23 protein-coding genes are annotated in these 22,512 nt (G+C 56.8%); 9 read left to right on the plus strand and 14 right to left on the minus strand.

Features of this window, described 5'->3' with window-relative positions; translation table 11 throughout:
- Positions 1–447: 447 nt before the first annotated feature.
- Complete coding sequence (locus tag AC2FMY_RS00005; RefSeq protein ID WP_496806834.1) at positions 448–1,311, minus strand: SDR family oxidoreductase; 864 nt, start codon at positions 1,309–1,311, stop codon at positions 448–450.
- A gap of 87 nt (positions 1,312–1,398) precedes the next feature.
- Here AC2FMY_RS00005 and AC2FMY_RS00010 point away from each other — a divergent pair, with 87 nt between their 5' ends.
- Positions 1,399–2,031 carry a class I SAM-dependent DNA methyltransferase gene (locus AC2FMY_RS00010; protein ID WP_480749038.1) on the plus strand — a complete coding sequence of 211 codons (633 nt, stop codon included), beginning with the start codon at positions 1,399–1,401 and terminating at the stop codon, positions 2,029–2,031.
- A 6-nt stretch (positions 2,032–2,037) separates the two neighbouring features.
- Here AC2FMY_RS00010 and AC2FMY_RS00015 read toward each other — a convergent pair whose 3' ends face one another.
- Genes AC2FMY_RS00015 through AC2FMY_RS00025 form a run of 3 tightly spaced genes read right to left on the minus strand, consistent with a single transcriptional unit; the run spans position 2,038 to position 6,031 of the window.
- Positions 2,038–2,817 carry a carnitinyl-CoA dehydratase gene (locus AC2FMY_RS00015; protein ID WP_480749039.1) on the minus strand — a complete coding sequence of 260 codons (780 nt, stop codon included), beginning with the start codon at positions 2,815–2,817 and terminating at the stop codon, positions 2,038–2,040.
- Positions 2,814–4,874 (minus strand): acetate--CoA ligase family protein, encoded by a 2,061-nt coding sequence (locus AC2FMY_RS00020; RefSeq protein WP_496745712.1) that lies wholly within the window; start codon positions 4,872–4,874, stop codon positions 2,814–2,816. Before AC2FMY_RS00020 ends, AC2FMY_RS00015 begins: the two co-directional genes overlap by 4 nt.
- A complete protein-coding gene (locus AC2FMY_RS00025) occupies positions 4,871–6,031 on the minus strand; it encodes an acyl-CoA dehydrogenase family protein (RefSeq protein ID WP_480749041.1) in 1,161 nt (386 codons plus the stop codon). Before AC2FMY_RS00025 ends, AC2FMY_RS00020 begins: the two co-directional genes overlap by 4 nt.
- 75 nt (positions 6,032–6,106) lie before the next feature.
- Between AC2FMY_RS00025 and AC2FMY_RS00030 the strand changes: the two genes are divergently transcribed.
- Positions 6,107–7,045: a GlxA family transcriptional regulator gene (locus AC2FMY_RS00030; RefSeq protein ID WP_496745714.1), complete on the plus strand. Its 939-nt coding sequence runs from the start codon at positions 6,107–6,109 to the stop codon at positions 7,043–7,045.
- Here AC2FMY_RS00030 and queF read toward each other — a convergent pair.
- The 6 genes from queF to AC2FMY_RS00060 all read right to left on the minus strand — a co-directional run bounded on the left by queF (position 7,042) and on the right by AC2FMY_RS00060 (position 11,220).
- Positions 7,042–7,509 (minus strand): preQ(1) synthase, encoded by a 468-nt coding sequence (gene queF / locus AC2FMY_RS00035; RefSeq protein WP_480749043.1) that lies wholly within the window; start codon positions 7,507–7,509, stop codon positions 7,042–7,044. The genes AC2FMY_RS00030 and queF overlap by 4 nt on opposite strands.
- Positions 7,510–7,518: 9 nt before the next feature.
- Positions 7,519–8,232 (minus strand): 7-carboxy-7-deazaguanine synthase QueE, encoded by a 714-nt coding sequence (gene queE, locus AC2FMY_RS00040; RefSeq protein WP_496745717.1) that lies wholly within the window; start codon positions 8,230–8,232, stop codon positions 7,519–7,521.
- The gene (gene queD / locus AC2FMY_RS00045; RefSeq protein ID WP_496745719.1) at positions 8,229–8,585 is read right to left on the minus strand and encodes a 6-carboxytetrahydropterin synthase QueD; all 357 of its coding nucleotides are present in this window, start codon (positions 8,583–8,585) and stop codon (positions 8,229–8,231) included. The genes queE and queD overlap by 4 nt, the downstream gene beginning before the upstream one ends.
- Positions 8,585–9,277, minus strand: a complete 693-nt coding sequence (queC, locus tag AC2FMY_RS00050) for a 7-cyano-7-deazaguanine synthase QueC (RefSeq protein WP_496745721.1) — start codon at positions 9,275–9,277, stop codon at positions 8,585–8,587. Before queC ends, queD begins: the two co-directional genes overlap by 1 nt.
- Before the next feature lie 171 nt (positions 9,278–9,448).
- A complete protein-coding gene (locus AC2FMY_RS00055; protein WP_480749047.1) occupies positions 9,449–10,438 on the minus strand; it encodes a sterol desaturase family protein in 990 nt (329 codons plus the stop codon).
- Between the two features lie 26 nt (positions 10,439–10,464).
- The gene (locus AC2FMY_RS00060; RefSeq protein ID WP_480749048.1) at positions 10,465–11,220 is read right to left on the minus strand and encodes a class II aldolase and adducin N-terminal domain-containing protein; all 756 of its coding nucleotides are present in this window, start codon (positions 11,218–11,220) and stop codon (positions 10,465–10,467) included.
- 125 nt (positions 11,221–11,345) lie between these two features.
- Between AC2FMY_RS00060 and AC2FMY_RS00065 the strand changes: the two genes are divergently transcribed.
- Positions 11,346–12,221 (plus strand): LysR family transcriptional regulator, encoded by an 876-nt coding sequence (locus AC2FMY_RS00065; RefSeq protein WP_480749049.1) that lies wholly within the window; start codon positions 11,346–11,348, stop codon positions 12,219–12,221.
- Between the two features lie 13 nt (positions 12,222–12,234).
- Here the strand turns inward: AC2FMY_RS00065 and AC2FMY_RS00070 are convergent, their stop codons facing one another.
- On the minus strand, positions 12,235–12,678 hold the full coding sequence (locus AC2FMY_RS00070) for a VOC family protein (RefSeq protein ID WP_480749050.1): 444 nt from the start codon (positions 12,676–12,678) through the stop codon (positions 12,235–12,237).
- A 111-nt stretch (positions 12,679–12,789) separates the two neighbouring features.
- Between AC2FMY_RS00070 and ade the strand changes: the two genes are divergently transcribed.
- The 6 genes from ade to msrA all read left to right on the plus strand — a co-directional run bounded on the left by ade (position 12,790) and on the right by msrA (position 18,604).
- A complete protein-coding gene (gene ade / locus AC2FMY_RS00075) occupies positions 12,790–14,592 on the plus strand; it encodes an adenine deaminase (protein WP_496745724.1) in 1,803 nt (600 codons plus the stop codon).
- Positions 14,589–16,052: an AMP nucleosidase gene (locus AC2FMY_RS00080; protein ID WP_496745726.1), complete on the plus strand. Its 1,464-nt coding sequence runs from the start codon at positions 14,589–14,591 to the stop codon at positions 16,050–16,052. The genes ade and AC2FMY_RS00080 overlap by 4 nt, the downstream gene beginning before the upstream one ends.
- 130 nt (positions 16,053–16,182) lie before the next feature.
- Positions 16,183–16,470 (plus strand): HU family DNA-binding protein, encoded by a 288-nt coding sequence (locus AC2FMY_RS00085; RefSeq protein WP_117871130.1) that lies wholly within the window; start codon positions 16,183–16,185, stop codon positions 16,468–16,470.
- Between the two features lie 158 nt (positions 16,471–16,628).
- Positions 16,629–17,507: a DMT family transporter gene (locus AC2FMY_RS00090; protein WP_496806835.1), complete on the plus strand. Its 879-nt coding sequence runs from the start codon at positions 16,629–16,631 to the stop codon at positions 17,505–17,507.
- Between the two features lie 138 nt (positions 17,508–17,645).
- The gene (gene msrB, locus AC2FMY_RS00095) at positions 17,646–18,092 is read left to right on the plus strand and encodes a peptide-methionine (R)-S-oxide reductase MsrB (RefSeq protein ID WP_480749054.1); all 447 of its coding nucleotides are present in this window, start codon (positions 17,646–17,648) and stop codon (positions 18,090–18,092) included.
- Positions 18,092–18,604 carry a peptide-methionine (S)-S-oxide reductase MsrA gene (gene msrA, locus AC2FMY_RS00100; RefSeq protein WP_480749055.1) on the plus strand — a complete coding sequence of 171 codons (513 nt, stop codon included), beginning with the start codon at positions 18,092–18,094 and terminating at the stop codon, positions 18,602–18,604. Before msrB ends, msrA begins: the two co-directional genes overlap by 1 nt.
- A 41-nt stretch (positions 18,605–18,645) precedes the next feature.
- Here msrA and AC2FMY_RS00105 read toward each other — a convergent pair whose 3' ends face one another.
- From AC2FMY_RS00105 to fzlA, 3 genes are all read right to left on the minus strand, one after another.
- Complete coding sequence (locus AC2FMY_RS00105) at positions 18,646–20,649, minus strand: hydantoinase/oxoprolinase N-terminal domain-containing protein (protein ID WP_496745731.1); 2,004 nt, start codon at positions 20,647–20,649, stop codon at positions 18,646–18,648.
- A 72-nt stretch (positions 20,650–20,721) separates the two neighbouring features.
- Positions 20,722–21,753 (minus strand): tRNA epoxyqueuosine(34) reductase QueG, encoded by a 1,032-nt coding sequence (queG, locus tag AC2FMY_RS00110; protein WP_480749057.1) that lies wholly within the window; start codon positions 21,751–21,753, stop codon positions 20,722–20,724.
- Between the two features lie 70 nt (positions 21,754–21,823).
- On the minus strand, positions 21,824–22,489 hold the full coding sequence (gene fzlA, locus AC2FMY_RS00115; protein ID WP_480749058.1) for an FtsZ-binding protein FzlA: 666 nt from the start codon (positions 22,487–22,489) through the stop codon (positions 21,824–21,826).
- Between the last annotated feature and the right edge of the window lie 23 nt (positions 22,490–22,512).

Genomic DNA, 22,512 nt, shown 5'->3' on the forward strand with positions numbered 1-22,512 from the left:
AGCTAATTGACTGCAGTGTCTGGTTTGCTTTGCATTGCGGTATTTCGCTTCAAGAGAAATGGCACAAGGAAGGTCCTCTCCTTTGTCGCCGACACACCGTCGCAACGTCCCGCGATCTGTGAATTCGAGGAAGCCCGGATTTCGCACTTGCAGCGAATGACCGCAAAGCGGGCTGCGACCGCAGAATCTTGAAGGTGGATCGAAGGTCGGCTCTGAGCCGGTCACGCTTAACAGAGCCGTTCGCCCGGAGGTTTGCATCGTCCGTGAAGCAGACAAATAACTTCAAGACATGACCAAATTTTCTGGCCGGGTTCGCCCGGCCGGAAAATCCACGCCCATTTGCTGCATTCGGCAGGGCGGGAAGGCGGCGGTGGAGGCGCGATTTGACCGTTCCGGAACTGTACAAAATGGCACCTTGCCCTCTGGGATCGGTACAAATTGGACAATTCATCCGGATTCCGTGCCGTCAGTCTCCTTCATCAGCGCTTCAAGCCCGACCCGGTAGTTCGGATAGATCAGCTCGATTCCCAGCTCATCCTTGATCCGATCATTGTGTACCCTCTTGTTTTCCATATAAAAACTGCGGGCCATCGGGGTCATGTCAGCCTCGTCGAACGGCACGGCGGGCGGCAGCGGCAACCCCTGCAACTCAGCAGCATACCCAATCACATCCTGCGGCGGCACCGGCTCATCATCACACACATTGTAAATCGCACCCGGATTTGGGCGTGCCATCGATGCCGCCAGAACCTGTGCGATATCGTCAACGTGTATACGGCTAAATACTTGTTCAGGCTTGATAATTCGCCGCAACCCACCTTTTCGCAACTTGGAAAATGGTCCCCGCCCCGGCCCATAGATTCCCGCCAGCCGGAAGATGTGCAGAGGCAATCCCGGGATAGCGGACCACTGTTCCTCGGCCATCACCCGCCAGCGCCCGCGCTCGGCGGCCGGTTCCGGTGGCGTGGTTTCATCCACCCATCCACCATCATGATCGCCATAGACCGCCGTTGTCGACAAATAGCCGACCCACTCGAGTTGCCCCGCCCTCGCCACGATCTCATCGCCCAGCGCGGCAAGTACAGGATCACCCGCCGAGGTGGGAGAGGTCGAGATCAGCATGTGAGTCACACCATCAAACGACGGCAAGGAACCCGGCCAAATAGTCGGCTCTGCTCCGGATTTCTTAATTTTATCAACCTGTTCTGTGTTTCGCGTCGTGCCGATAACGCGCCATCCACGGGGGATCAGCAGACGCGACAGCGCCTGAGCAGAATATCCGTGCCCAAAAGAAAGAAGTGTGCCTGTCATGTTACCTTGATGGGCTGCAATGCTGGACGATGCAAGCGCCCGATGGACGCACTTGATTCGAATCTCCCCTTGGGCCTTTCATGGGGCATGAGCAAAAAGACACCCGACCTGCACGCCGCCTATGCGCTGGAAACACCGGAAGACCACAAACGGCTTTATGCCGAATGGGCCGGTGATTATGACGACAGTTTCGCAGCGCTCGAAGATTATCAGCTTCACGTCCAAACCGCCCGCGCCTTTGTTGCGGCCGGGGGGCAAGGTCCGGTACTGGATGTGGGAGCGGGAACCGGACTGTGCGGCGCGGTGCTGGCCGGTTTGGGCGTCGGCCCGATCGATGCCACCGACATAAGCCCCGAGATGCTGGCCGAAGCGATGCGCAAGGACATCTATCGCGATGCCATCGAGGCCGATCTGAACCTGGGTATTCCAGTTCCACGGGAAAGCTATTCCGGCATCGTTTCCTCGGGTACTTTCACGCACGGCCACCTTGGCCCCGAGGCGCTTCCTGCCCTGCTGCGGGTCGCCCGGCGTGGGGCGCAGTTTGCCTTGTCGATCAATGCAAAGCATTATGAAGCAAAAGGTTTTGCTGACATATTACGCGACTTGCAGAACGGACAGATTGAGAACCTGAAACTCAAAGAAGTCCGTATTTACGGAGATCTGGCAGCCGGACCGAACAAGGACGACACCGCCCTTGTCGCCCTGTTCGAAAAGACCTGAGCCGTCTTATTTCCCTTTCCAGACCGGATCGCGCTTTTCGGCGAATGCGCGGGCGCCTTCGAGATTATCCTCGGACGCATAAAGGATATCGACCGTCGCCAGCTGACGTTTGGTGATCCGATTCATGATATCCTGAAACTTGGAATCCTCCGCCTCGCGAACGATCTCTTTTATCGCGGAATAGACCAGCGGCGGGCCGCTTGCGAGAAGGCGCGCCAACTCCCAAGCGCGATCCATCAACTGATCGGGCGGGACAATCTCGTTCACCATCCCCCAACGTTGTGCCTCGGTCGCGTCAAACCAGCGGCCGGTCAAAAGCAACTCCATCGCGATATGATAAGGAATGCGTTTGGGCAATTTCACGCTGGCGGCGTCGGCCACGGTGCCCGACCTGATTTCGGGCAATGCAAAGGTCGCATGATCCGCTGCCACGATCATATCAGCGCTCAACGCCAGTTCCAGACCGCCACCGCAGGCTATTCCGTTCACTGCCGCGATAACGGGCTTGTTCATGTCGCGCAATTCCTGCAAACCGCCAAAGCCGCCGACGCCATAGTCACCATCGACGGCGTCGCCATCGGCTGCGGCCTTCAGATCCCAACCAGGGCAAAAAAACTTCTCGCCACCACCCGTCAGAATGGCCACGCGCAAATCCGGGTCGTCGCGAAAGTCGCGAAATACCTCACCCATAATCCGGCTTGTCTGCAGGTCGATCGCATTCGCCTTGGGGCGGTCCAGGGTGATTTCAAGGATCGCGCCATCACGCTTGGTTTTAACTGGATTCATGAGCTTGCCTTTCGAATGAGGGCATCCACAGCGACCGCGCTGGTCGCCGTACATATCAACGGATTTATTTCAACTTCACCAACGCTGTCCGCATTGGCAATGACATAGGCTTGCACCGCCTCGACCGCATCAAGCACCGCGTCGAGATCGACACCTGGTCTTCCACGATATCCTGCCAACAGCGGGGCGCAGGCCAAGAGATCAAGTGATTCACGAATGGCCGCGCGGGCGGAGGGGATCAGCATTGAGACGGTGTCGCGCAGGATTTCAGCCAGTATGCCACCTGCCCCAATAGTCAGTACATACCCATGCGCCGGGTCGCGGGTGACGCCCACCAACAACTCGGCAACGCCTCCGGTTGCCATTTCTTCGATCAGAACTTCCGGTGTTCCAACTTTGTCGACAGCATCTGCAATGTTTTTGATCTCCACGCCCAGCAAAACCGCCCCATGTTCGGACTTGTGTGCCAGACCAACGCCCTTGACCGCAAATGGCCCCTTCATGGATCGGATTGCGTTGACGGCTTGATCCGGCCGCACCGTCACGCTGCGAGGTATTTTCAGACCGAAGGCCGCCAACTCTGCCTTGGCTTCCGCCTCGGTCAGAACAACGTCAGCCTCGAGGTTTCTTGGCAACAACACGGCGTCCGCCAAGCTCGGCAAGGGCCGAGTCGCCGCCTCTGCTGCTGCCAAGGCTTCATGCAGGCCGGCAAAGGGAACAACCCCGCCAGCCATGAGGGTTTTTGCAACGGTTTCCGGCATAAGTTCTGGCAAGGTCGCGGCGACAGCGAATGGCTTCCCTTCTTGCGCACAGTTCAGCGCGGCTTGTGTCGCGCATTCCCAATCGGTGGCATCTGTGTGCGGATAGTCAACAATGGCTAATGTTAGAGCCACATCCGGACCGGTCATGCTCATCCACGCCCGGGTCATTGCTGGCGTATCGCGCCAGATATAGGTGTGATAGTCCAGAGGGTTCGCCAAGGCGACCATCGGCCCAAGTGCTGCGCGCAAATCAGCCTTTTGACAATCGGTCAGGGGCGGGAAATGCAAGTTACGCCCAACAGCCATGTCAGCGGTCAGACTGGCCTCGCCACCCGAGCAACTGATTGTGCTGATCCCGTTTCCTTCCAGCCGGCCTGAAACATGGAGCAGCTTCAACGTCTCCAGAAAACTTGGCACGTCGTCCAACCGCGCGATCCCAAGCCGGTCCAGAAAGGCTTGCGCACCGGCATCGCTGCCGGCAAGCGAGGCGGTATGCGACACGGTCGCGGTCTGTGCATGCGAAGACTTGCCCATTTTCAGCGCGACGATCGGTACATCCCGTTCACGCGCGCGGGCGGCCAGGGCTTCCCACTTTCTCAGATCACCAAAGCCTTCGATGTGAACGCCGATTGCGGTGATCCGGGGATCATCCAACAGGGCCATTGCGATCTCGGCCTGATGGGTCTGGGCCTGATTCCCACATGTCAGCATGAAAGCCAATGGCAAGGCGCGCCGCTGCATCGTCATGTTGATAGCGATGTTCGAACTTTGCGTCAGGATGGCAACGCCGCGGTCGACATGCCGCATGCCGTGCTGGTCCGGCCAGATCACGACGCGGTCCAGCGCGTTTATGAAACCATAGCAATTCGGCCCAAGGATCGGCATGTCTCCAGCCGCCGCCACCAACCGCGCCTGCAAGTCCGCTGATCCGGCATCCTCGGCCAGGGCCTCTGTAAAGCCGGAAGCAAAGCAGATCGCTCCGCCGGCGCCGCTTCGCGACAGAACTTCCACGGCCTCGATAGTGGCGTGGCGGTTGATGCCGATAAAAACGGCATCCGGCGCTTCGGGCAAGGCCTCGATGGTCGCGAACACGGGCTCACCGGCGATCTCGGTCGCCTTTGGGTGAACCGGCCAAACCGGGCCGGAGAACCCGAACTTTCGAACTTGCCGAATGATTTCGGCGCACCACACTCCGCCACCAATAACCGCAAGAGAACGATAATGCAGAACGCGTTTCAGAGACTCTAACTTGGTGGTTTCTCGCATTTCTGGAGTGAATTCTGACACGGAGGTCATGCCCCAAGCGCCCTCAACAAGTCACGGCTGATGATATGGCGCTGGATTTCCGATGTGCCGTCCCAGATCCGCTCGACCCGCGCGTCACGCCAAAACCGCTCCAGTGGATAATCGTCCATCAGACCCATACCGCCGTGAATCTGGATTGCGGCATCGGTTACCCGCGCCAGCATCTCGGACGCATAGAGCTTGGCCGAGGCAATCTCGCGGTTGGCAGGAAGTCCCTTGTCCAACCGGTCCGCTGCTGAAAGGGTCAGCAGATCGGCTGCGTCGATCTCGGTGATCATGTCCGCGATCTGGAAAGATACGCCCTGAAACTTGCCGATTTTCTGGCCGAATTGCTCGCGTGTTGCGGCGTAGTCCAAGGCATAGTCAAAGCACCTGCGCGCGCGACCGACCGACATGGTCGCCACCGTGATCCGGGTGGCATAAAGCCAGGTGTTCATCACCTCGAACCCGCCGTCGACATTGCCCAGAACCTGTGCGTCCGGCAGGCGGCAGTCGTCGAAATCAAGGATCATGTTCTTGTATCCCCGATGACTGACCGACTTGTACCCATCACGGATCGTGAATCCGGGCGTTCCGCGATCGACGAGAAAGGCCGTAATCCGCTTCTTGGGGCCTTTGGGTGTCTGGTCTTCTCCGGTCGCGATGAACACGATGAGGAAATCCGCGTGATCGGCACCCGAGATGAAATGCTTGGTGCCGTTGACCACCCAGTCGCCTCCGTCGCGGACGGCCGAGCATTTCATGCCCCGCACATCCGACCCCGCGCCCGGTTCGGTCATCGCCAGTGCATCCATTCGCTCACCGCGCACGGCGGGCATCAGGTAACGTTCAATCTGCTCGCCTTCGCAGGCCATCAGGATATTCTGCGGGCGCCCAAAAAAATGGTTCAGCGCCATTGACCCACGCCCCAACTCTCGTTCGACCAACGCGAACTCAAGATGGTTCAGCCCGGCGCAGCCGACGCTTTCGGGGAAGTTGCAGGCGTAAAATCCAAGTTCGAGCGTCTTGCGCTTTATCTCGTCCGCAATCTCCTTGGGCACTTCGCCGGTGCGCTCTACCAGGTCTTCGTGCGGATAAATCTCGTTCTCCACGAAACTGCGAACAGTTGCGGCAATCATTTCCTGTTCTTCGGACAAGCCGTATTGCATTCTGTGTCTCCGGACTGAGTTGGGTTTATCCTGAACAGGGTTGCAGCGATATTCATGCAGAAGTAGACATCAGTCATGCAAGATTGGATAAAATCAACCTCTGCAATGCAGCAATTCGGCGTGCTGCTGTTCGATGGCTTTTCCAATCATTGCCTTGCCAACACGGTTGAACCGCTGCGTGCCGCCAATACACTGTCGGGGAAGGCATTGTACCGTTGGCAATTCCTGTCGCTCGGCTCCGACCCTGTGACCTCATCCTCTGGCTTGCAGGTGTCACCGCATGACACGCTTGGCAATGCATCCGGCGACATGTTGGTCGTGATGCCGTCCTATGGGTATCTTGGGCACAGTGGGTGGCGCACGCAGGCAAGCCTGCGTTCGGCTTCGACCCGTTTTTCCATGATAGCAGGAATGGACACAGGAAGCTGGCTGCTGGCTGAGGCCGGGTTGCTGGATGGTCATCGCGCCACGATCCATTGGGAGGAGATGACCGGCTTTTCCGAACGCTTTCCCGAAGTCGATGTACATCGGGAAAGGTTCATCATCGATCGGCGCAGGATCACCTGTTCGGGTGCGATGGCCGCGTTCGATTTGGTAATGCACCTGATCGGACAAGACCACGGGCAGGCCCTTGCGCTGGAGGTAGCGCAGCTTTTTATGACGCGGGAGTCTGCGCGATCTCACAGTGGCGGCGCAGGGTCGTCCAGCGCTTTTGTAAACAAAGCTCTAGCGCTGATGCAGGAACACCTGGAAACGCCGCTGCCAATCCCGGTAATTGCCCGCCGCGTCGGACGGACACAAAAGGTGCTCGAAGCAAAGATGCGTGCCGATCTTGGTGCCGGCCCAGCGCAGGTTTATCGCCGCCTGCGCCTGAATTTGGCGCGCAAACTGGTGGTGGAAACCCAACTCTCAATTGGCGAAATTGCTCTGCGGGCAGGGTATGACGATCCTAGCGCCATGACGCGGGCATTCAGGACAGAGTTCGGCACCACTCCACGCGCGTTACGCGGCTAACCGCGCCCTCGATAGGTCGGCACGCCCTGATCCGGGATCCAGACACCTGACAGTTCCGGACCAGATTGGTAGAACACGTCGATCGGAATACCACCCCGCGGATACCAATAGGCACCCACGCGCAGCCATTTGGGTTTCAGCACCTCTTCCAGCCGCTTGCCGATGGTCACGCTGCAATCTTCGTGGAAGGCACCGTGATTGCGAAAGGCGCCGAGAAACAGCTTGAGCGACTTGCTCTCGACCAGCCAATCACCCGGAACATAGTCGATCACGATATGGGCAAAATCGGGTTGGGCCGTCAACGGGCAGAGTGAGGTAAACTCCGGCGCCGTGAACCGCACCGCATAGTCCGTTCCGGCCTGCGGGTTGGGTACTTTTTCCAGCACCGCTTCATCGGGAGATTTGGGCAACTCGGTCTTGCCGCCAAGCTGGGTCAGGTTCGCATAGATGTCTTGATTAGCCATGTTAGAGCCTCATACGCCGCGCCTGTTGCCCCAAATCAGGACATGCAGTTGCGGCAGGATGGTGGGGGCATACCAACGATCCCCCAGGGTTTTTTCGATCAGCCATTCATACCGGTTCATGATACCGCCCATGTCAATGACAGCATCATACGAGTCTGGCGGCGGTGGCGTGTGGTTGCCCGGTTGCAGATAAAGCGGCAGTTGCGGGTAGCGCGCGGCAACCTCGCGCGCCCAGTTGTAGTCAGCGTTATCAAAGACCACGATCTTGAGTACCTTATGCGTTTTCATTGCGGCACAAGCACCGAACACGTCCCAATCCATCACTTCACCGGAGGACGGCGGTTTGGGGCTGAGGATCAATGTTTGCAACTCGTCGAACCAATTCCGCGCGACCGAGCCCTGGGTTTCCATCACAAAGGAATAACCTTTGGACTTGCCCAATGAGATCACGGGCGAAAAGTCTTGTATGGCGGGATTTCCGCCGGAAATAGACACTGTTATTGGCATTTCTCCGGATAACTGTTCGACTTTGGCCATGATTTCTGCCGGTGTCATGGGCAACCATTCAAGGCGGAACCGACTGTCAACAGCATGCAGGCTGTCACACCACGAACAGCGATAATCACAGCCGCCGGCACGCACGAAAACGGTCGGCACACCGATCACGGCCCCCTCACCCTGAATGGTCGGACCGAAAATCTCGGCAATGCGCAGGCGCGTCATGGCCGGTATTCCGCCCATGTCTTTGGCGTCTCGCTGACGCGCACCGCACTGGTTTGTGCCCAGCGTGTCTTGCAGAATTCATAAACCTCTTTCGCCAACCGTTCTGAAGTTACCATGTCATGACCAAACACGTCGTTGAGGTGTCGATGATCCAACTCGTCATCGATCCAGGTTTTGAGCGGCTTCAACTCGCGATAGTCCACCACAAACCCGTTCAAATCCAGTTCGCTGGCGCTCAGTTCCACTTCGACCACGTAATTGTGCCCGTGCAATCGGGCACAGGGATGATCGTCGGGCAAGTCGCACAGCTGGTGCGAGGCCGAGAAATGGAACTCCTTGGTGATACGAAACATCAGGCCACCCCCACAGCCGCTTTCCAGAACTCCGGATCGGCATAAATGGTGGGGTCTTCGACACCTGCAATGTGAAACGCTTCTCGTCGTTCCACACAGGTACCGCAGCGCCCACAATGGGTTTCACCGCCCTTGTAACACGACCATGTGTCAGCGAAGGGAGTGCCATGCTTTGCGCCTTCGGTCACAATAGCCGACTTTGGCACCCGGACAAAGGGTGTATAGAGTCTAACACTGGCATATCCGTCCAGCGCCTTTGCCTGCATTGCCTCGAATGCTTCGGTGAACTCCGGCCGACAGTCGGGATAGATGAAATGATCACCGCCATGAACTGCTGTCGCCACAGCATCCGCCTGTTTGGCGGCGGCAACACCAAAGGCGATGGCCAGCATGATCGCGTTGCGGTTGGGAACTACGGTAACTTTCATTGTCTCTTCGGCATAGTGCCCGTCTGGCACATCCACATCGTCGGTCAGGGCCGAACCGCTGAGATGCCTTCCGATATGGCCCATGTCGATCAGGTCGTGCGGTACACCCAACCGGTGGGCACAACGGGCTGCGAATTCGACCTCTTTCCGGTGGCGCTGGCCATAGTCGAACGAGATCAGTCCGACCAAATCATGCTCGGCGGCCACCTTGTGTGCCAACGAAACCGAATCCAGTCCGCCAGAGCAGATGACAATTGTCTTCACTTTTCAGATCCTTGTTTTGTAGGCCGGGTAGGCTGCGACCGGCGTCCGGACCATCCGGACCGGGTGCGTTTAACAGATGGGCAGTGGGCAGGTAAAGTCCCTGACCCCAATTCAAGGACGATGCGGACGAAGACGACCAAGAAGCCTCCCCGCCCGATAGTGATGTGTAATTCAGGTGTACATCTGCTTTTTGAAAGCCCGGGTTCGGTCGGTCGCGGCTGCGGTTCCGTCGTGATAGGTGCCGAACCATTTGTCGAACGGAATTTCCGAAGTGCCATAGTTGCACTCGAAATACCGGTGATGCAGTTGGTGAAAGAAATCCCCGGCACGCGCGGCTTCTGTATCGTTTGCCTTGATTTTTTCAAAGCCGGAGTGTGACAGGATCGGGCTCACCTGCTGGAAATACACATGATACAACAAATGCAGCGGGTGCGAGGCCACGAGCAGATGGATGAAATAGGTCGTGAAGTAGAGCATGTTTTCGTACCAATGGTTCGAGATACCCGACCACGGCCCAACATTGACATTACGATGATGTACCGCATGCACATGCTTGTACAGTTTCGGATGGTGTTCCAACCGGTGGACCCAATAGAAATGAAGCCCTGACCACATCGGGATAAAGAACATCCACACCACGAACCAGACCGGCGCCTGTTCCCAGGTGATAACAGGTGCCCAGCCATTTGCCATCGCCCAATAGATGATCCACTGATAGACGGTTGCCACGGTCATCGCGCTGCCCAATGTCCACCAGATATTGTCCCATACCTGATTACGAAAGGTGAAAATACCGTTGTTGCGGGTCAGATCACGGCGGTCGAATTTCTTGTGCATTCCCTGGCCCTTGCGCATGTAGAGCCACCAGTGCAATCCACCGGCAACCAGCGTCTGAGGCACCATGTTCAACAGCCAGACACGGAACATCCAGCCAGGCGAAAAGCTCTGCATCGACTCAAGCGATGGCAAGAAAAAGACATAGGCAATGAACGCCACCGTCATGCACAAGGTGAGCGACGTGATCTGCAGCCACGCGCCACTGTACCATTTCAGAACCGCCGCGGGGCGTGGTGGCCAATTGAAAAGGGGGTTGAGGGGAACAGCCGTTTCGGGGCGATAATTCCAGCGGTTGGATTCGGGATCTTGTAACACTTCAGCCATGGTGTGAGCACTCTGCAAAGGGTGAGTCAGTTTGCGTAATCGGAGCCTTCAGCATCCAGAACGGCCTTGATTTCGCGCATATGCGCCTCGGCCTGACCGGGATAATCCTCAAGTTCCTGAGCGGTCTTTTCTGCGATTTCATCGGGCAGAACCCGCAGTTTTTGTCCGGTTTGCAACGCGCGGATATATGTTTCAGCCGCGCGTTCAAAATAATAGAGTCGATTGAAGGTATCAGCCGGGTCCTTGCCGATGACCAGTACGCCGTGATTACCCATGATCATCACGTTCTTTTTTGGGTCCGACAGCATCGAGGCACAACGCGCGCCTTCGCTTTCGAAAGCCAAACCGCCAAATTCTTCGTCAATCACATAGCGATTGTAAAACGTCGCGGTGTTCTGATCGATGGGCGGCAAAGTGCTGTCTGCGAGCGAGGCCAGAACCGTTACAAAAGTGGAATGGACATGCATGACACAGCGCGCGTGCGGACAAAGCCGGTGGATCGAGCCATGCAATCCCCACGCGGTAGGGTCCGGGGCGCCGGGTTTCTTCATTGTGTCCGGATCGTTGGCGTCGAGCAGCAGAAGGTTCGACGCCGTGATGCGCTTGAAATGCATCTGGTTCGGATTCATCAGGAATTGCGTGCCATCCTCGTTCACGGCGAGGCTGAAGTGGTTGGCAACTCCTTCGTGCATATTCAGTCGTTCGGTCCAGCGAAAGGCAGCAGCCAAATCCACGCGATCCTGCCAATGGTCGATGTTGGGACGCAGGTTGGTGACACTCATGGCGATTCTCCTGAGGAATAAGGCAGCGACTTCGGTCATCTGAAAACCTGCATGCGCAGTGTGATTTTGACCAACGAAAAAAAAGCGGCTACTTCATTAGCAAAACTTATGCCAAGGTTATGCAAATGCAGACACGCCTTCCTCCGCTCGGTTGGCTTCGCACGTTCGAGGCAGCGGCGCGCCACTTGTCTTTCACCGGCGCGGCGCGGGACCTGAACATGACGCAAAGCGCTGTCAGCCAGCAGATCAAATCTCTGGAGGGCCATCTAGGCCGACCCTTGTTTCATCGCCGCCCGCGTGCACTGGAACTGACCGAAGCGGGAATCACCTATTTGCCGGTCGTGCGCGACGCGTTTCGGACCTTGCTGAGGGGAACGCAGGCCGTGACCGGAGACCGGAAAAACACCGTTCAGGTTCAATGCAACATCACGTTTGCTGTGAACTGGCTTGGCCCGCGCCTGCCGAAGTTCCGAGCAATGCATCCCGAAGTGCACCTGAGCATCTATACCGAGCTGTGGGAGCCCCGGGAAATGGCCGAAGGCGCGGCGGTTGAGATTCGGTATTCGCTGCGCCCAGCGGATACGGTTCGGACGGAATTGCTGACAACCGATTACTATTTTCCTGTCTGCGCCCCGAGTTTCCCGGTCACGCTGGAAAACCTGCACGACCAGCCGCTTTATGACTGTTCAAACTTATTGGCAAATTGGGCCGCCTGGGCCGAAGATATGGGTCTAAATTGGCAGAATCCTCCGATTACCTATTCCACCACATATATGGTCGGTCTTTCTGTAGCCATGGCTGGAGGAGGGCTGTGCATGGGTCACAAAGTGATCGTTTCGCGCCTTTTGGCCGAGGGTCGGCTGGTGGCGCCATTCAAACACAGCGTACTGATGCCCGAGGCCTATTATCTGCTGTTGTCACCTCAAGCCGAAGAGATGCCTGGAGCAATCTCGTTTGCAAACTGGATACGGTCCGAAATCGCGGCCGAAGAATACAAATGAAGTTCACACGATGTCATGCCTCGTTCGTAGGCATCAGATCTTTTGGACGACTAGGCACCCAAGCATATCCATTTTCGCACAGAATGTACGCCTCGCGCAGACCATGCGGTTTGTCCGTCGCTTCTTGCAATACAGTAACACCGTATTTCATTGCCTTTGCGACCGAAACGTCGGGGTTTGTGTCATATAGGCGGATCTCGATACCAACACCCCTAGGCGGATTTTCTGGAAGGAGGCCTTGGAGGGGATTGGAATGATACGTTGCGTCGGAATGCAGCTGAAACACCTGGTTTCCATACGTAACGATTGCGAAGTCTGCCGTAACTTGATGACATTTCGCCGCAAAAACAGTCTCTAAAAAATGGCATTCAGCCTTCACATCCCGAACGAGAAGGTTCAATCCGATGCCCTTCAGGGACCGGCCGAACGTATCGGCCTCTATCGTTTCATAATCCATGGCGAGAGCTTCCTTGTTCCCGATCAGCCGGTCAAGCAGTGTTTCGTGATCCTTTGGTGACAAACGCATCACAGGGGTTGCGCACGTCCTGACATTCGGGAAAGTTGAGCCATGGAACACACACCTTTCCCAACCTGGCCCGACGTTGCACCTCGGCTCATTGCCGTTGCCGCAGGACGCGAGGCAGCGGATACCGTTGTCCGCGGTGGTATCTGGGTCAACGTGCACAGTCGCGAAGTGCTGTCCGACCATTCGATAGCGATTGCCGAAGGTCGGATTGCCTTTGTCGGACCTGATGCGTCACACTGCATTGGTCCCGATACGCATATTATCGAAGCACAAGGCCGCTACATGATCCCCGGACTTTGCGATGCCCATATGCACATCGAGTCGGGTATGCTGACGCCGGCCGAATTTGCCCGCGCCGTGATCCCGCATGGCACCACGTCGATGTTCACCGACCCGCATGAAATCGCCAATGTGCTGGGGTTGGCCGGTGTACGCATGATGCATGACGAAGCGTTGATGCAGCCGGTCAACATCTTCACTCAGATGCCGTCCTGTGCACCCTCCGCTCCGGGGTTGGAAACCACCGGGTATGAAATCTCGCCAGAAGACGTGACCGAAGCTATGGCCTGGCCCGGTATCATCGGGTTGGGCGAGATGATGAATTTTCCTGGCGTATCGAATGCCGATCCCAAGATGCTGGCCGAGATTGCAGCGACGCAACGGGCAGGAAAAACGGTTGGCGGACACTACGCTTCACCTGATTTAGGGCCTGATTTTGCTGCCTATGTCGCCGGAGGCCCTGCTGACGATCACGAAGGAACCTGCGAAGACGATGCCATTGCCCGCGTACGTCAGGGCATGCGGTCGATGATGCGGCTAGGCTCGGCCTGGTACGATGTGGAAAGCCAGATTACCGCCGTTACGGAAAAGGGTCTTGATCCGCGCAACTTCATCCTGTGCACCGACGATTGCCATTCAGGCACGTTGGTCAATGAAGGCCACATGAACCGCGTCGTCCGCCATGCCATTGCGTGCGGATGCGATCCGTTGGTCGCGCTTCAGATGGCGACGATCAACACAGCAACACATTTCGGGTTGGAGCGCGAGATCGGCTCCATCACCCCAGGACGTCGCGCAGACATTATCCTCAGTTCAGATCTGCGGGATTTACCCATCGATGTGGTCATCGCGCGGGGGCAGGTGGTGGCCGATAATGGTGAGATCAAGGTTGATTGCCCACATTTCGACTGGCCGGACACGGCCCGAAATACGGTGCATCTAGGGCATTTGCTGACCTCTGCCGACTTCGAAATCCATGCTCCCGGCGGCGCAAACCAGGTGCGTGCCAATGTGATCGGCGTGGTGGAAAACCAAGCCCCGACCAAAGCATTGAAAGTTGAACTTCCGGTTGTCGACGGTTTGGTAGGAGGTGATGGCGAGACTTGCCAGATCGCATTGGTCGAACGGCACCGAGCAACCGGAGGAGTCACCAACGCTTTTGTGTCCGGGTTTGGGTACAAAGGCAGGATGGCAATGGCCTCGACCGTGGCGCATGACAGCCATCACATGATTGTCGTCGGCACCGATCGGGAACAGATGGCCCTTGCCGCCAATCGCCTGGCCGAAGTTGGCGGCGGCATCACCATTTTTCGCGATGGCGAAGAACTGGCATTGGTGGAGCTTCCAATTGCCGGCCTGATGTCTGACAGCCCAGCCACCTTGGTTGCGGCCAAGGCTCAGGCCATGGTCGATGCAATGCAGGACTGCGGTTGCAAATTGAATAACGCCTATATGCAGCACTCTTTGCTGGCGCTGGTGGTCATTCCCGAACTTCGAATATCCGACCTTGGGCTGGTCGATGTGCGCACATTTGAAAAGATTGACCTGTTGGAACCGCTTGAATGACAAGAATAGGAATACCCGAATCTCCGGCAACGGAATCCTTTTCCGACCCAAACGCCGCTGTAAGAAGGCTGGAAGAGTTGTACCAGCAAGCTACGCAATATCTGTGCGACCGGTTCTCGGAAACTCTTAAAAACGGGCCACCGTCAGGGCGCTTTCGTGCATTTTACCCCGAAATTCGGATCAAGACTTCATCTTATGCACATATCGACAGCCGTCTGAGTTTTGGTCATGTCGCTGAACCTGGACATCATGCCACGACAGTGACGCGGCCCGACCTGTTCCGATCTTACCTGACGCAGCAGATTGCATTGCTGATCAAGAACCATGACCAGCCCGTGTTCATCGGACCGTCCGACACGCCTATCCCGGTCCATTTCGCGGTGGCCAACAATTCCGATCTAGTCGTTCCGCATCAGGGCGCGGCAGGTTTCACGTTGCGCGATGTCTTTGACGTGCCGGACCTGACGACTACGAATGACGATATCGTCAACGGGACCCATGTTCCCGAAAACGGAACCGGTCCACTGGCGCTGTTTACCGCGCAGCGGATTGATTATTCGTTGGCGCGACTGGAACACTATACCGCCACGAAAGCCGAACACTTTCAAAACCACATTTTGTTCACCAACTACCAGTTCTATGTATCCGAGTTCGAGGCTTATGCGCGCGCGCAGCTGGCCAATCCGCAGAGCGGTTACACGAGTTTTGTTTCCACTGGGAACGTCGAGATACTTGAACCCGAAGCACCGATCGACACCCCGCTGAAGCTGCCGCAAATGCCGACCTATCACCTCAAGCGCGCGGATGGATCGGGCATCACGCTGGTCAATATCGGCGTCGGTCCATCAAATGCAAAGACCGCGACGGATCATATCGCGGTTCTGCGTCCGCATGCGTGGTTGATGGTAGGTCACTGCGCGGGGTTGCGGAACACTCAGGCGCTGGGCGACTTCGTTCTTGCGCATGCCTATCTGCGGGAAGACAAGGTGTTGGACGACGACCTGCCGGTATGGGTTCCGATCCCGCCCCTTGCCGAGATTCAGATTGCGCTGGAAAAAGCTGTGGCCGAAGTCACGGAGCTGGAAGGATATGAGCTTAAGCGTATCATGCGCACCGGAACGGTTGCTTCGGTCGACAACCGGAACTGGGAATTGCGCGACCAGTCCGGACCGGTTCAGCGGCTCAGCCAGTCGCGGGCCATCGCACTGGACATGGAAAGCGCCACCATCGCGGCAAACGGATACAGGTTCCGGGTTCCATACGGCACGTTGCTGTGTGTTTCGGACAAGCCGCTGCACGGCGAACTAAAGCTTCCAGGCATGGCCTCATCCTTCTATAACACTCAGGTAAACCGCCATCTGGCGATCGGAATCCGAGCAATGGAGGCCCTCAGAGGGATGCCATTGGAACGATTGCACAGCCGGAAATTGCGTTCTTTCGACGAAACGGCCTTTTTGTGAAGCAAAAAAGCAACGAAATCCTCATATTTTTGGGGATTCCGACGCTACTATTCGTTGTGTTCCCCCACAATATGCCGTTACAGTTGCGCGGTGAGGCCCTATGGATCGGGCACTGTAAGGAGACCAAGAAATGGCAAAGCCTATGACCAAGACTCAGCTGGTTGCTGCTCTCGCTGAGGAAATGGGAACTGACAAGAAATCCGCAAACTCCGCACTGGAGGCCATCACCGGCCTGATCACGCGCGAAGTTTCCGCCGGCGGTGCGGTCACCCTGCCGGGCGTTGGCAAGATCTATTGCCGTGAGCGCCCTGAGCGTCAGGTTCGCAATCCCGCCACCGGAGAGACCTTTACCAAGGAAGCCGACAAGGTTGTGAAAATGACCATCGCCAAAGCGCTGAAAGACAGCGTGAACGGCTAATTCGTAATACACACGAATTTGGAAAAGGGGTCGCTGATGCGGCCCTTTTTCTTTTGTAACGTCGAAACTGGCGACACTTGGCTGCTACTTGGCGACAGATCTCTTGCGACCCACCAAAAAATGCGAAACAGTCCGGCCAGTCACGTTGGGGGGTTTAATTGGATCTTCGTGCAATTGCCATGGGGCTGGCCTTTGCCTTTATGTGGTCATCGGCCTTTACGTCGGCGCGCATTATCGTCGCCGATGCATCGCCGTTGTTTTCGTTGGCTTTGCGCTTTCTGATTTCTGGGATGATCGGTATCCTGATTGCAAGAGCGATGGGACAAAACTGGCGCCTCACCCGCTCACAATGGTACGCGACGATTCTATTTGGAATCTGCCAGAATGCCCTTTATTTGGGTCTGAACTTCTATGCCATGCAGACAGTCGAAGCGTCGTTGGCGGCCATTATTGCTTCAACGATGCCGTTGATCGTCGCTTTGGCCAGTTGGGTCTTGTTCGGTGAAAAACTGCGCCCGCTCGGTGTCTTGGGGCTTTTGGCAGGTTTCGTCGGCGTTGCCCTGATAATGAGCGAAAGGATCAGTGCGGGGATCGACCCGTTTGGTGTAATCCTGTGTGGAATTGGCGCATTGGCATTGGCCTTTGCAACACTGGCGGTGCGAGGGGCCACGTCGGGCGGAAATTTCATGATGGTTGTCGGGTTGCAAATGCTCGTTGGATCGGCAATCCTTTTTGTTGCCGCACCGGTCTTTGAAAGTATTCGGATCAACCCGACTTGGCCTCTGGCGCTGGCCTTTGCCTACACGACGTTCATTCCCGGACTGACAGCCACATATGTCTGGTTTCTATTGCTCAACCGCATTGGCGCGACCCGTGCGGCCACCTTTCATTTTTTGAATCCGGTTTTCGGTGTCGCCATCGCCTATGCCCTGCTGGGAGAGCGCCTTGGAATACTGGATGCCATCGGCGTTGCCATAACCACAGTTGGCATCCTTGCGGTGCAACTCTCACGGCAACCTTCTTCAAAAAACGCATAGATTGCCAAGGCATCACTTGGCCGACTGTTTCCACTGTCGTGCCACTTGCACGTCTGCGCGAGCAGGTTGAAATATGTCTTTGCTTTCCGCAATCGGCACACCATTTACTGCGAAAGTATAGCCAAAACAGGAGAGGCCATGACCCGGTACAAAAAGGACCACGAGGCCATCGCCGCACTTTCCCGTGAGGAGTTTCACGTCACGCAACGCAGTGGAACAGAACGCCCGGGAACAGGCAAACATCTGTACAACAAAGAACCCGGCATCTACGTCGATATCGTTTCGGGCGAACCTTTGTTTGCGTCGACACACAAATACGAATCCGGTTGCGGCTGGCCGAGTTTCACAAAACCCATCGAACACACCCATGTCGAAGAGTTTGAAGACCGCAGCCTGGGCATGATCCGTATCGAGGTACGTTCAAAACACGGCGAAAGTCATCTCGGGCATGTTTTTCCGGATGGCCCGCGCCAACATGGCGGACTAAGATATTGTATCAATTCGGCCGCACTTCGATTTGTGCATCGTGATGACATGGAAGCCGAAGGTTATGGCGAATATCTGGATCAGGTGGAGGATATCTGATGAGCGAACAACGGGCCGTTCTAGCCGGAGGGTGTTTTTGGGGTATGCAGGATTTGGTCCGGAAACTGCCCGGGGTCAATCGAACCCGGGTCGGCTATACCGGTGGCAATGTACCTAACGCGACCTACCGCAACCACGGAACCCATGCGGAAGGGATCGAGATCTGGTTCGATCCGGCAAAAATCTCGTTCCGCCAATTGTTGGAGTTCTTCTTTCAAATTCACGATCCGACAACTGTGAACCGTCAGGGCAACGATATCGGGATGAGCTATCGCTCTGCCATTTATCATGTGGACGAGGATCAAAGGCAAGTCGCGCTGGAAACAATCGCCGATGTGAACGCCAGTGGATTATGGCCAGGCAAGGTCGTGACCGAAGTGGAACCAGTTGGCGATTTTTGGGAAGCCGAACCGGAGCATCAGGACTATCTCGTTCGCCTACCCAACGGTTATACTTGCCACTTTCCGCGACCAGATTGGGTGCTGCCAAAGCGAGCTGATGCAGCTGAATAGGCACTGACAACGGAAAGGCGCGGTTTTTTGCCGTGCCTTTTTCAGCTTGTTGCGACGCGCGGGCGGCCGCTGGCTTCGACCGTCAGCATGCCTTCGACAAAAACCTGTCGCCCTTCGACCTGCACAGATTTGATATCGCGTTCGACAATGACACGGATATCCTCGGCACCGGCAGCCTTGGCCGCACTTTCCGTCTCAGCGCGCAAAACTGCTTCGAGCAACGCCAGAGCTTCGTCCGAGTTTCCGTAATCTTCAGGCCCCTCCTCCAAATGCACCCGGAACCGACCTTCGGACGGGCTGGTCACGGTACCGGCTCGCCGGATCGTTACGCGCCCAACCACAGCACCGATCGCGTTTGCCACGCCCGCATGTTCCGGTAGAATCATATTCGACCGCAGTCTTTTCCCGACCGCAGGATAATAGCTTGGCGCCGATGCACCCAGCCCCACCACATCCACGTTGAGCGCAGCATCCAAAGCCAGCAAACCGCGATGCGCGGAAAGCCCTCGATGCGTCAGAATATGCCTGGCCAGTTGCTCTGGCGGAAGGCCGAAATCCTCTGCTTCTTCGGAGAATGCAGTCTCTAACAGGGTTAAACTTGTCTGCTCGGTCAGTTGATCGATGATTGCCTGTGCAAGTTCCTCGGCGTTCTTTGCCAGCCTTTCACCGGATCCGACTCGCTTTCTGGAATAGAGTTCCAGCGCTTTTTGGGCTGCGTCTGTGTCCCAGGCATCCAGCCGTCCGAGAACGTGACTAGCGTCCGAAGGCGTCACGCCCGAGATCTGAACAATGCCTCGGTCCACCAACCGCGCCAGAGCGCTGTTTTCCATGCGCGTGTGCAGCAACTTTCCCAGCGGCAGAACCTGATCACCCAGCCTTTCCAACAATATCCCTTCTCGCGGGCCAACTCCTTCGGTCGGAACGCCGGGAACAATACGGGCGAAACGGGCATCGTGTTCGCTGACCGATGTTGAACGCAGCTGTTCGTCAAGGATGTCGTGTATGGCGTCGCCTTCTTCTGCAGCAATCAGGGACACAGGCAAAACGCGTCGAGGGCCAAGGAAAACGCCCCCTGCCAACCCGTCGGTAACAACGTGAACCTGACTGTCTCCGCCCAGACCGTGCGTGCGCATAGCGACGGCCTCGACCATTGTCCGAAATCCGCCAACCCGCGCACCTGCCGGATCGATGGCTGGTTTTCCGTCACGGATCAAGGCCACGTCCGTCGTCGTTCCTCCGATATCCGAGACAATCGCGTTTTCTACTCCGGTCAGCCAACGCGCGCCCACGATCGAGGCTGCGGGGCCGCTCAGAATCGTTTCGATTGGTCGCTCACGGGCTTGTTCGGCACTCATCAAAGCACCGTCCCCCCTAACGACCATCATCGGCGCGGTTACCCCCATTTCGCGCAGCGTATCCTGCGCCCGCCCGATCAGTCGATCAATCATACCGATCAGGCGAGCATTCAAAACGGCCGTTATTGCGCGTTTCGGCCCGTTCAACTTGGCCGAAAGCTGATGAGAACAGGTGACAGGCGCGCCGGTCATCTCGGCAATGATCCGCGCCGCTTCCAGCTCATGGGCCGGATTGCGTGTCGCAAATTGTGCCGCAACCGCGAATCCAGAAATCCCCGTGTTGGTCTCGAGAAAGTCCCGCAAGGCCGCGACATCAAGTGGCTGAATCTGATTGCCCGCGTGACTGTGCCCGCCGGAAATCTCCAGTGCGGGATCGCCTTTCAGCGCATCGCGCAAGCCGTGCTTTTCAAGATCACCGTCGCGGAACCCAACATAGATCAACGCCACCCGCCCGCCTTGGCCTTCGACAAGCGCATTTGTGGCGAGAGTCGTAGAAAGAGACGCTAACGATACCTCGCTTGCGGATATGCCAGCCTGTCCCAGGACCGCCGAAATCGCCTTGCCCACACCAATCGCCAGGTCGACCCGCGTAGTCAACGACTTGGCCGAGGCGACGACCTCTTTCTCGTCCTTGACCAACACGGCATCAGTATATGTTCCGCCGGTATCCACACCCAAAGCTAACGCCATCGGGTCTCTCCTTCTATTCGCTGTTGCGGGGTTTAGCGACTTGGCGTGATGCGTCCAGCCTGTTTGCGTCATTTATGACAACTGTTTCACCGCCCAGCGCGCCGCGTCCGCGACTGCATGGTCGGGATCGGCCGTCAGCGCACGCGCGGTTGGCAACAGTACCGCTGAACCGGAGTTTCCGATGGCGTAAAGCACATTTCGCACAAACCGGTCCCGGCCAATTCGTTTGATTGGAGAACCAGAGAACATCTGTCGAAAGGCCGCGTCGTCCAGAACCGCAAGTGCTTTCAGCCTTGGTGCCTTTAGTTCATCGCGCGCAGAATAGCGTATGTCGCTGGCAGCTACGGCGAACTTGTTCCAAGGGCAGGCGGCAAGGCAGTCGTCACAACCATAGATGCGATTCCCCAGCTTTCCGCGCAATTCTTCATCCACCGGGCCCTTGTGCTCGATCGTGAGATAGGAAATGCAGCGGCGAGCATCCAACTGATAAGGGCTTGGAAAAGCGTTCGTGGGGCAACTGTCCAGACAAGCTCGGCACGACCCGCAGCGATCCTTTTCTGCACCATCTGCAGGCAGATCGAGGGTTGTGAAAATCGACCCTAAAAAGGCCCAATTTCCCCAATCCCGGCTTACCAGATTCGTGTGCTTTCCCTGCCAACCAAGGCCAGCCGCCTGCCCCAGCGCCTTTTCAGGAACCGGTGCGGTATCCACAAAAACTTTCACCTCGCCGCCCGCTTCGGCAATCAACCAGCGCGCCAGCCGTTTCAAGCGCTTCTTGACCAGATCGTGGTAGTCCTTGTTCTGAGCATAGACCGAAATTGCTCCGGATTCCCGCTCCGCAAGTATGGCTGTAGGATCATGTTCGGGTGTGTAGCTTTCCGCCAACATGATCACTGACCGAGCTTCCGGCCACAACGCCGCTGGATTGCCGCGCCACGCCATCCGCTCCGCCATCCAACCCATTTGACCGTGAAAACCAGATGCAACAAATGCGGCCAGTCGCTCAGGTGCCTTCGGCACATCCCAAGGCCGGCAGACGCGACAGGACACAAACCCTTCCTGCAGCGCCATCGCGATCAGCTTTTCCTTCAACTCCTGGCTCATGCTTCTTTCTGGTCCCAAATACCCCGGGGGAGACGCCCGCAGGGCGGCGGGGCAGCGCCCCCGAAACTGCTCAGAAATCAAGATCGGCGTAATGCGAAGGTGGCCTGAATCCGGGCACCTGATCCGCCAGTATCGACCGAAAGGCCGGGCGCGACTTGATCTTGGCATACCAGTCTTTGACCACCTGGCTGCGATTCCAGTCTACGTCGGATATATAGTCCAAAGACGACAGATGGGCAGCCGCGGCAAAATCCGCCAGCGTCATCTGATCCCCCGCCAGCCAGCGTCGGTGATCCAGAAGCCAGGCCATATAGTCGAGGTGGTATTTGATGGCGCGGGCACCATCCTTGACGTTCTTGCTGTCCGGATACCCTTGCCCCGTCACTTTCTTGTTGACCCGCTCGTAAAGCAGCTTCGAGGTTACTTCGTGGTGAAACTTGTCATCAAACCAGCCCACCAGTCGTCGCACCTCGAACCGGGCCTCGGGCGGCTTGGGCATCAATGACGGTTCAGGCCGGGTTTCCTCGATATACTCGCAAATCGCAGCGCTTTCAGCCATGACATGACCATCCAACCGAAGAACCGGAACCTTGCCCGCAGGGTTTCGGCGAAGAAAATCGGGATCTCCTTCCCAATAGCGCTCCTCGACAAGTTCGACTTCGATTTTCTTTTCCGCAAGTGACAATCGAACCTTGCGGCAATACGGAGACAGGGGAACGTGAAACAGGCGCGCCATGTAAATCCAATCGAACGAGTGAC

Source organism: Ruegeria sp. YKSE079 (genome assembly GCF_059612845.1).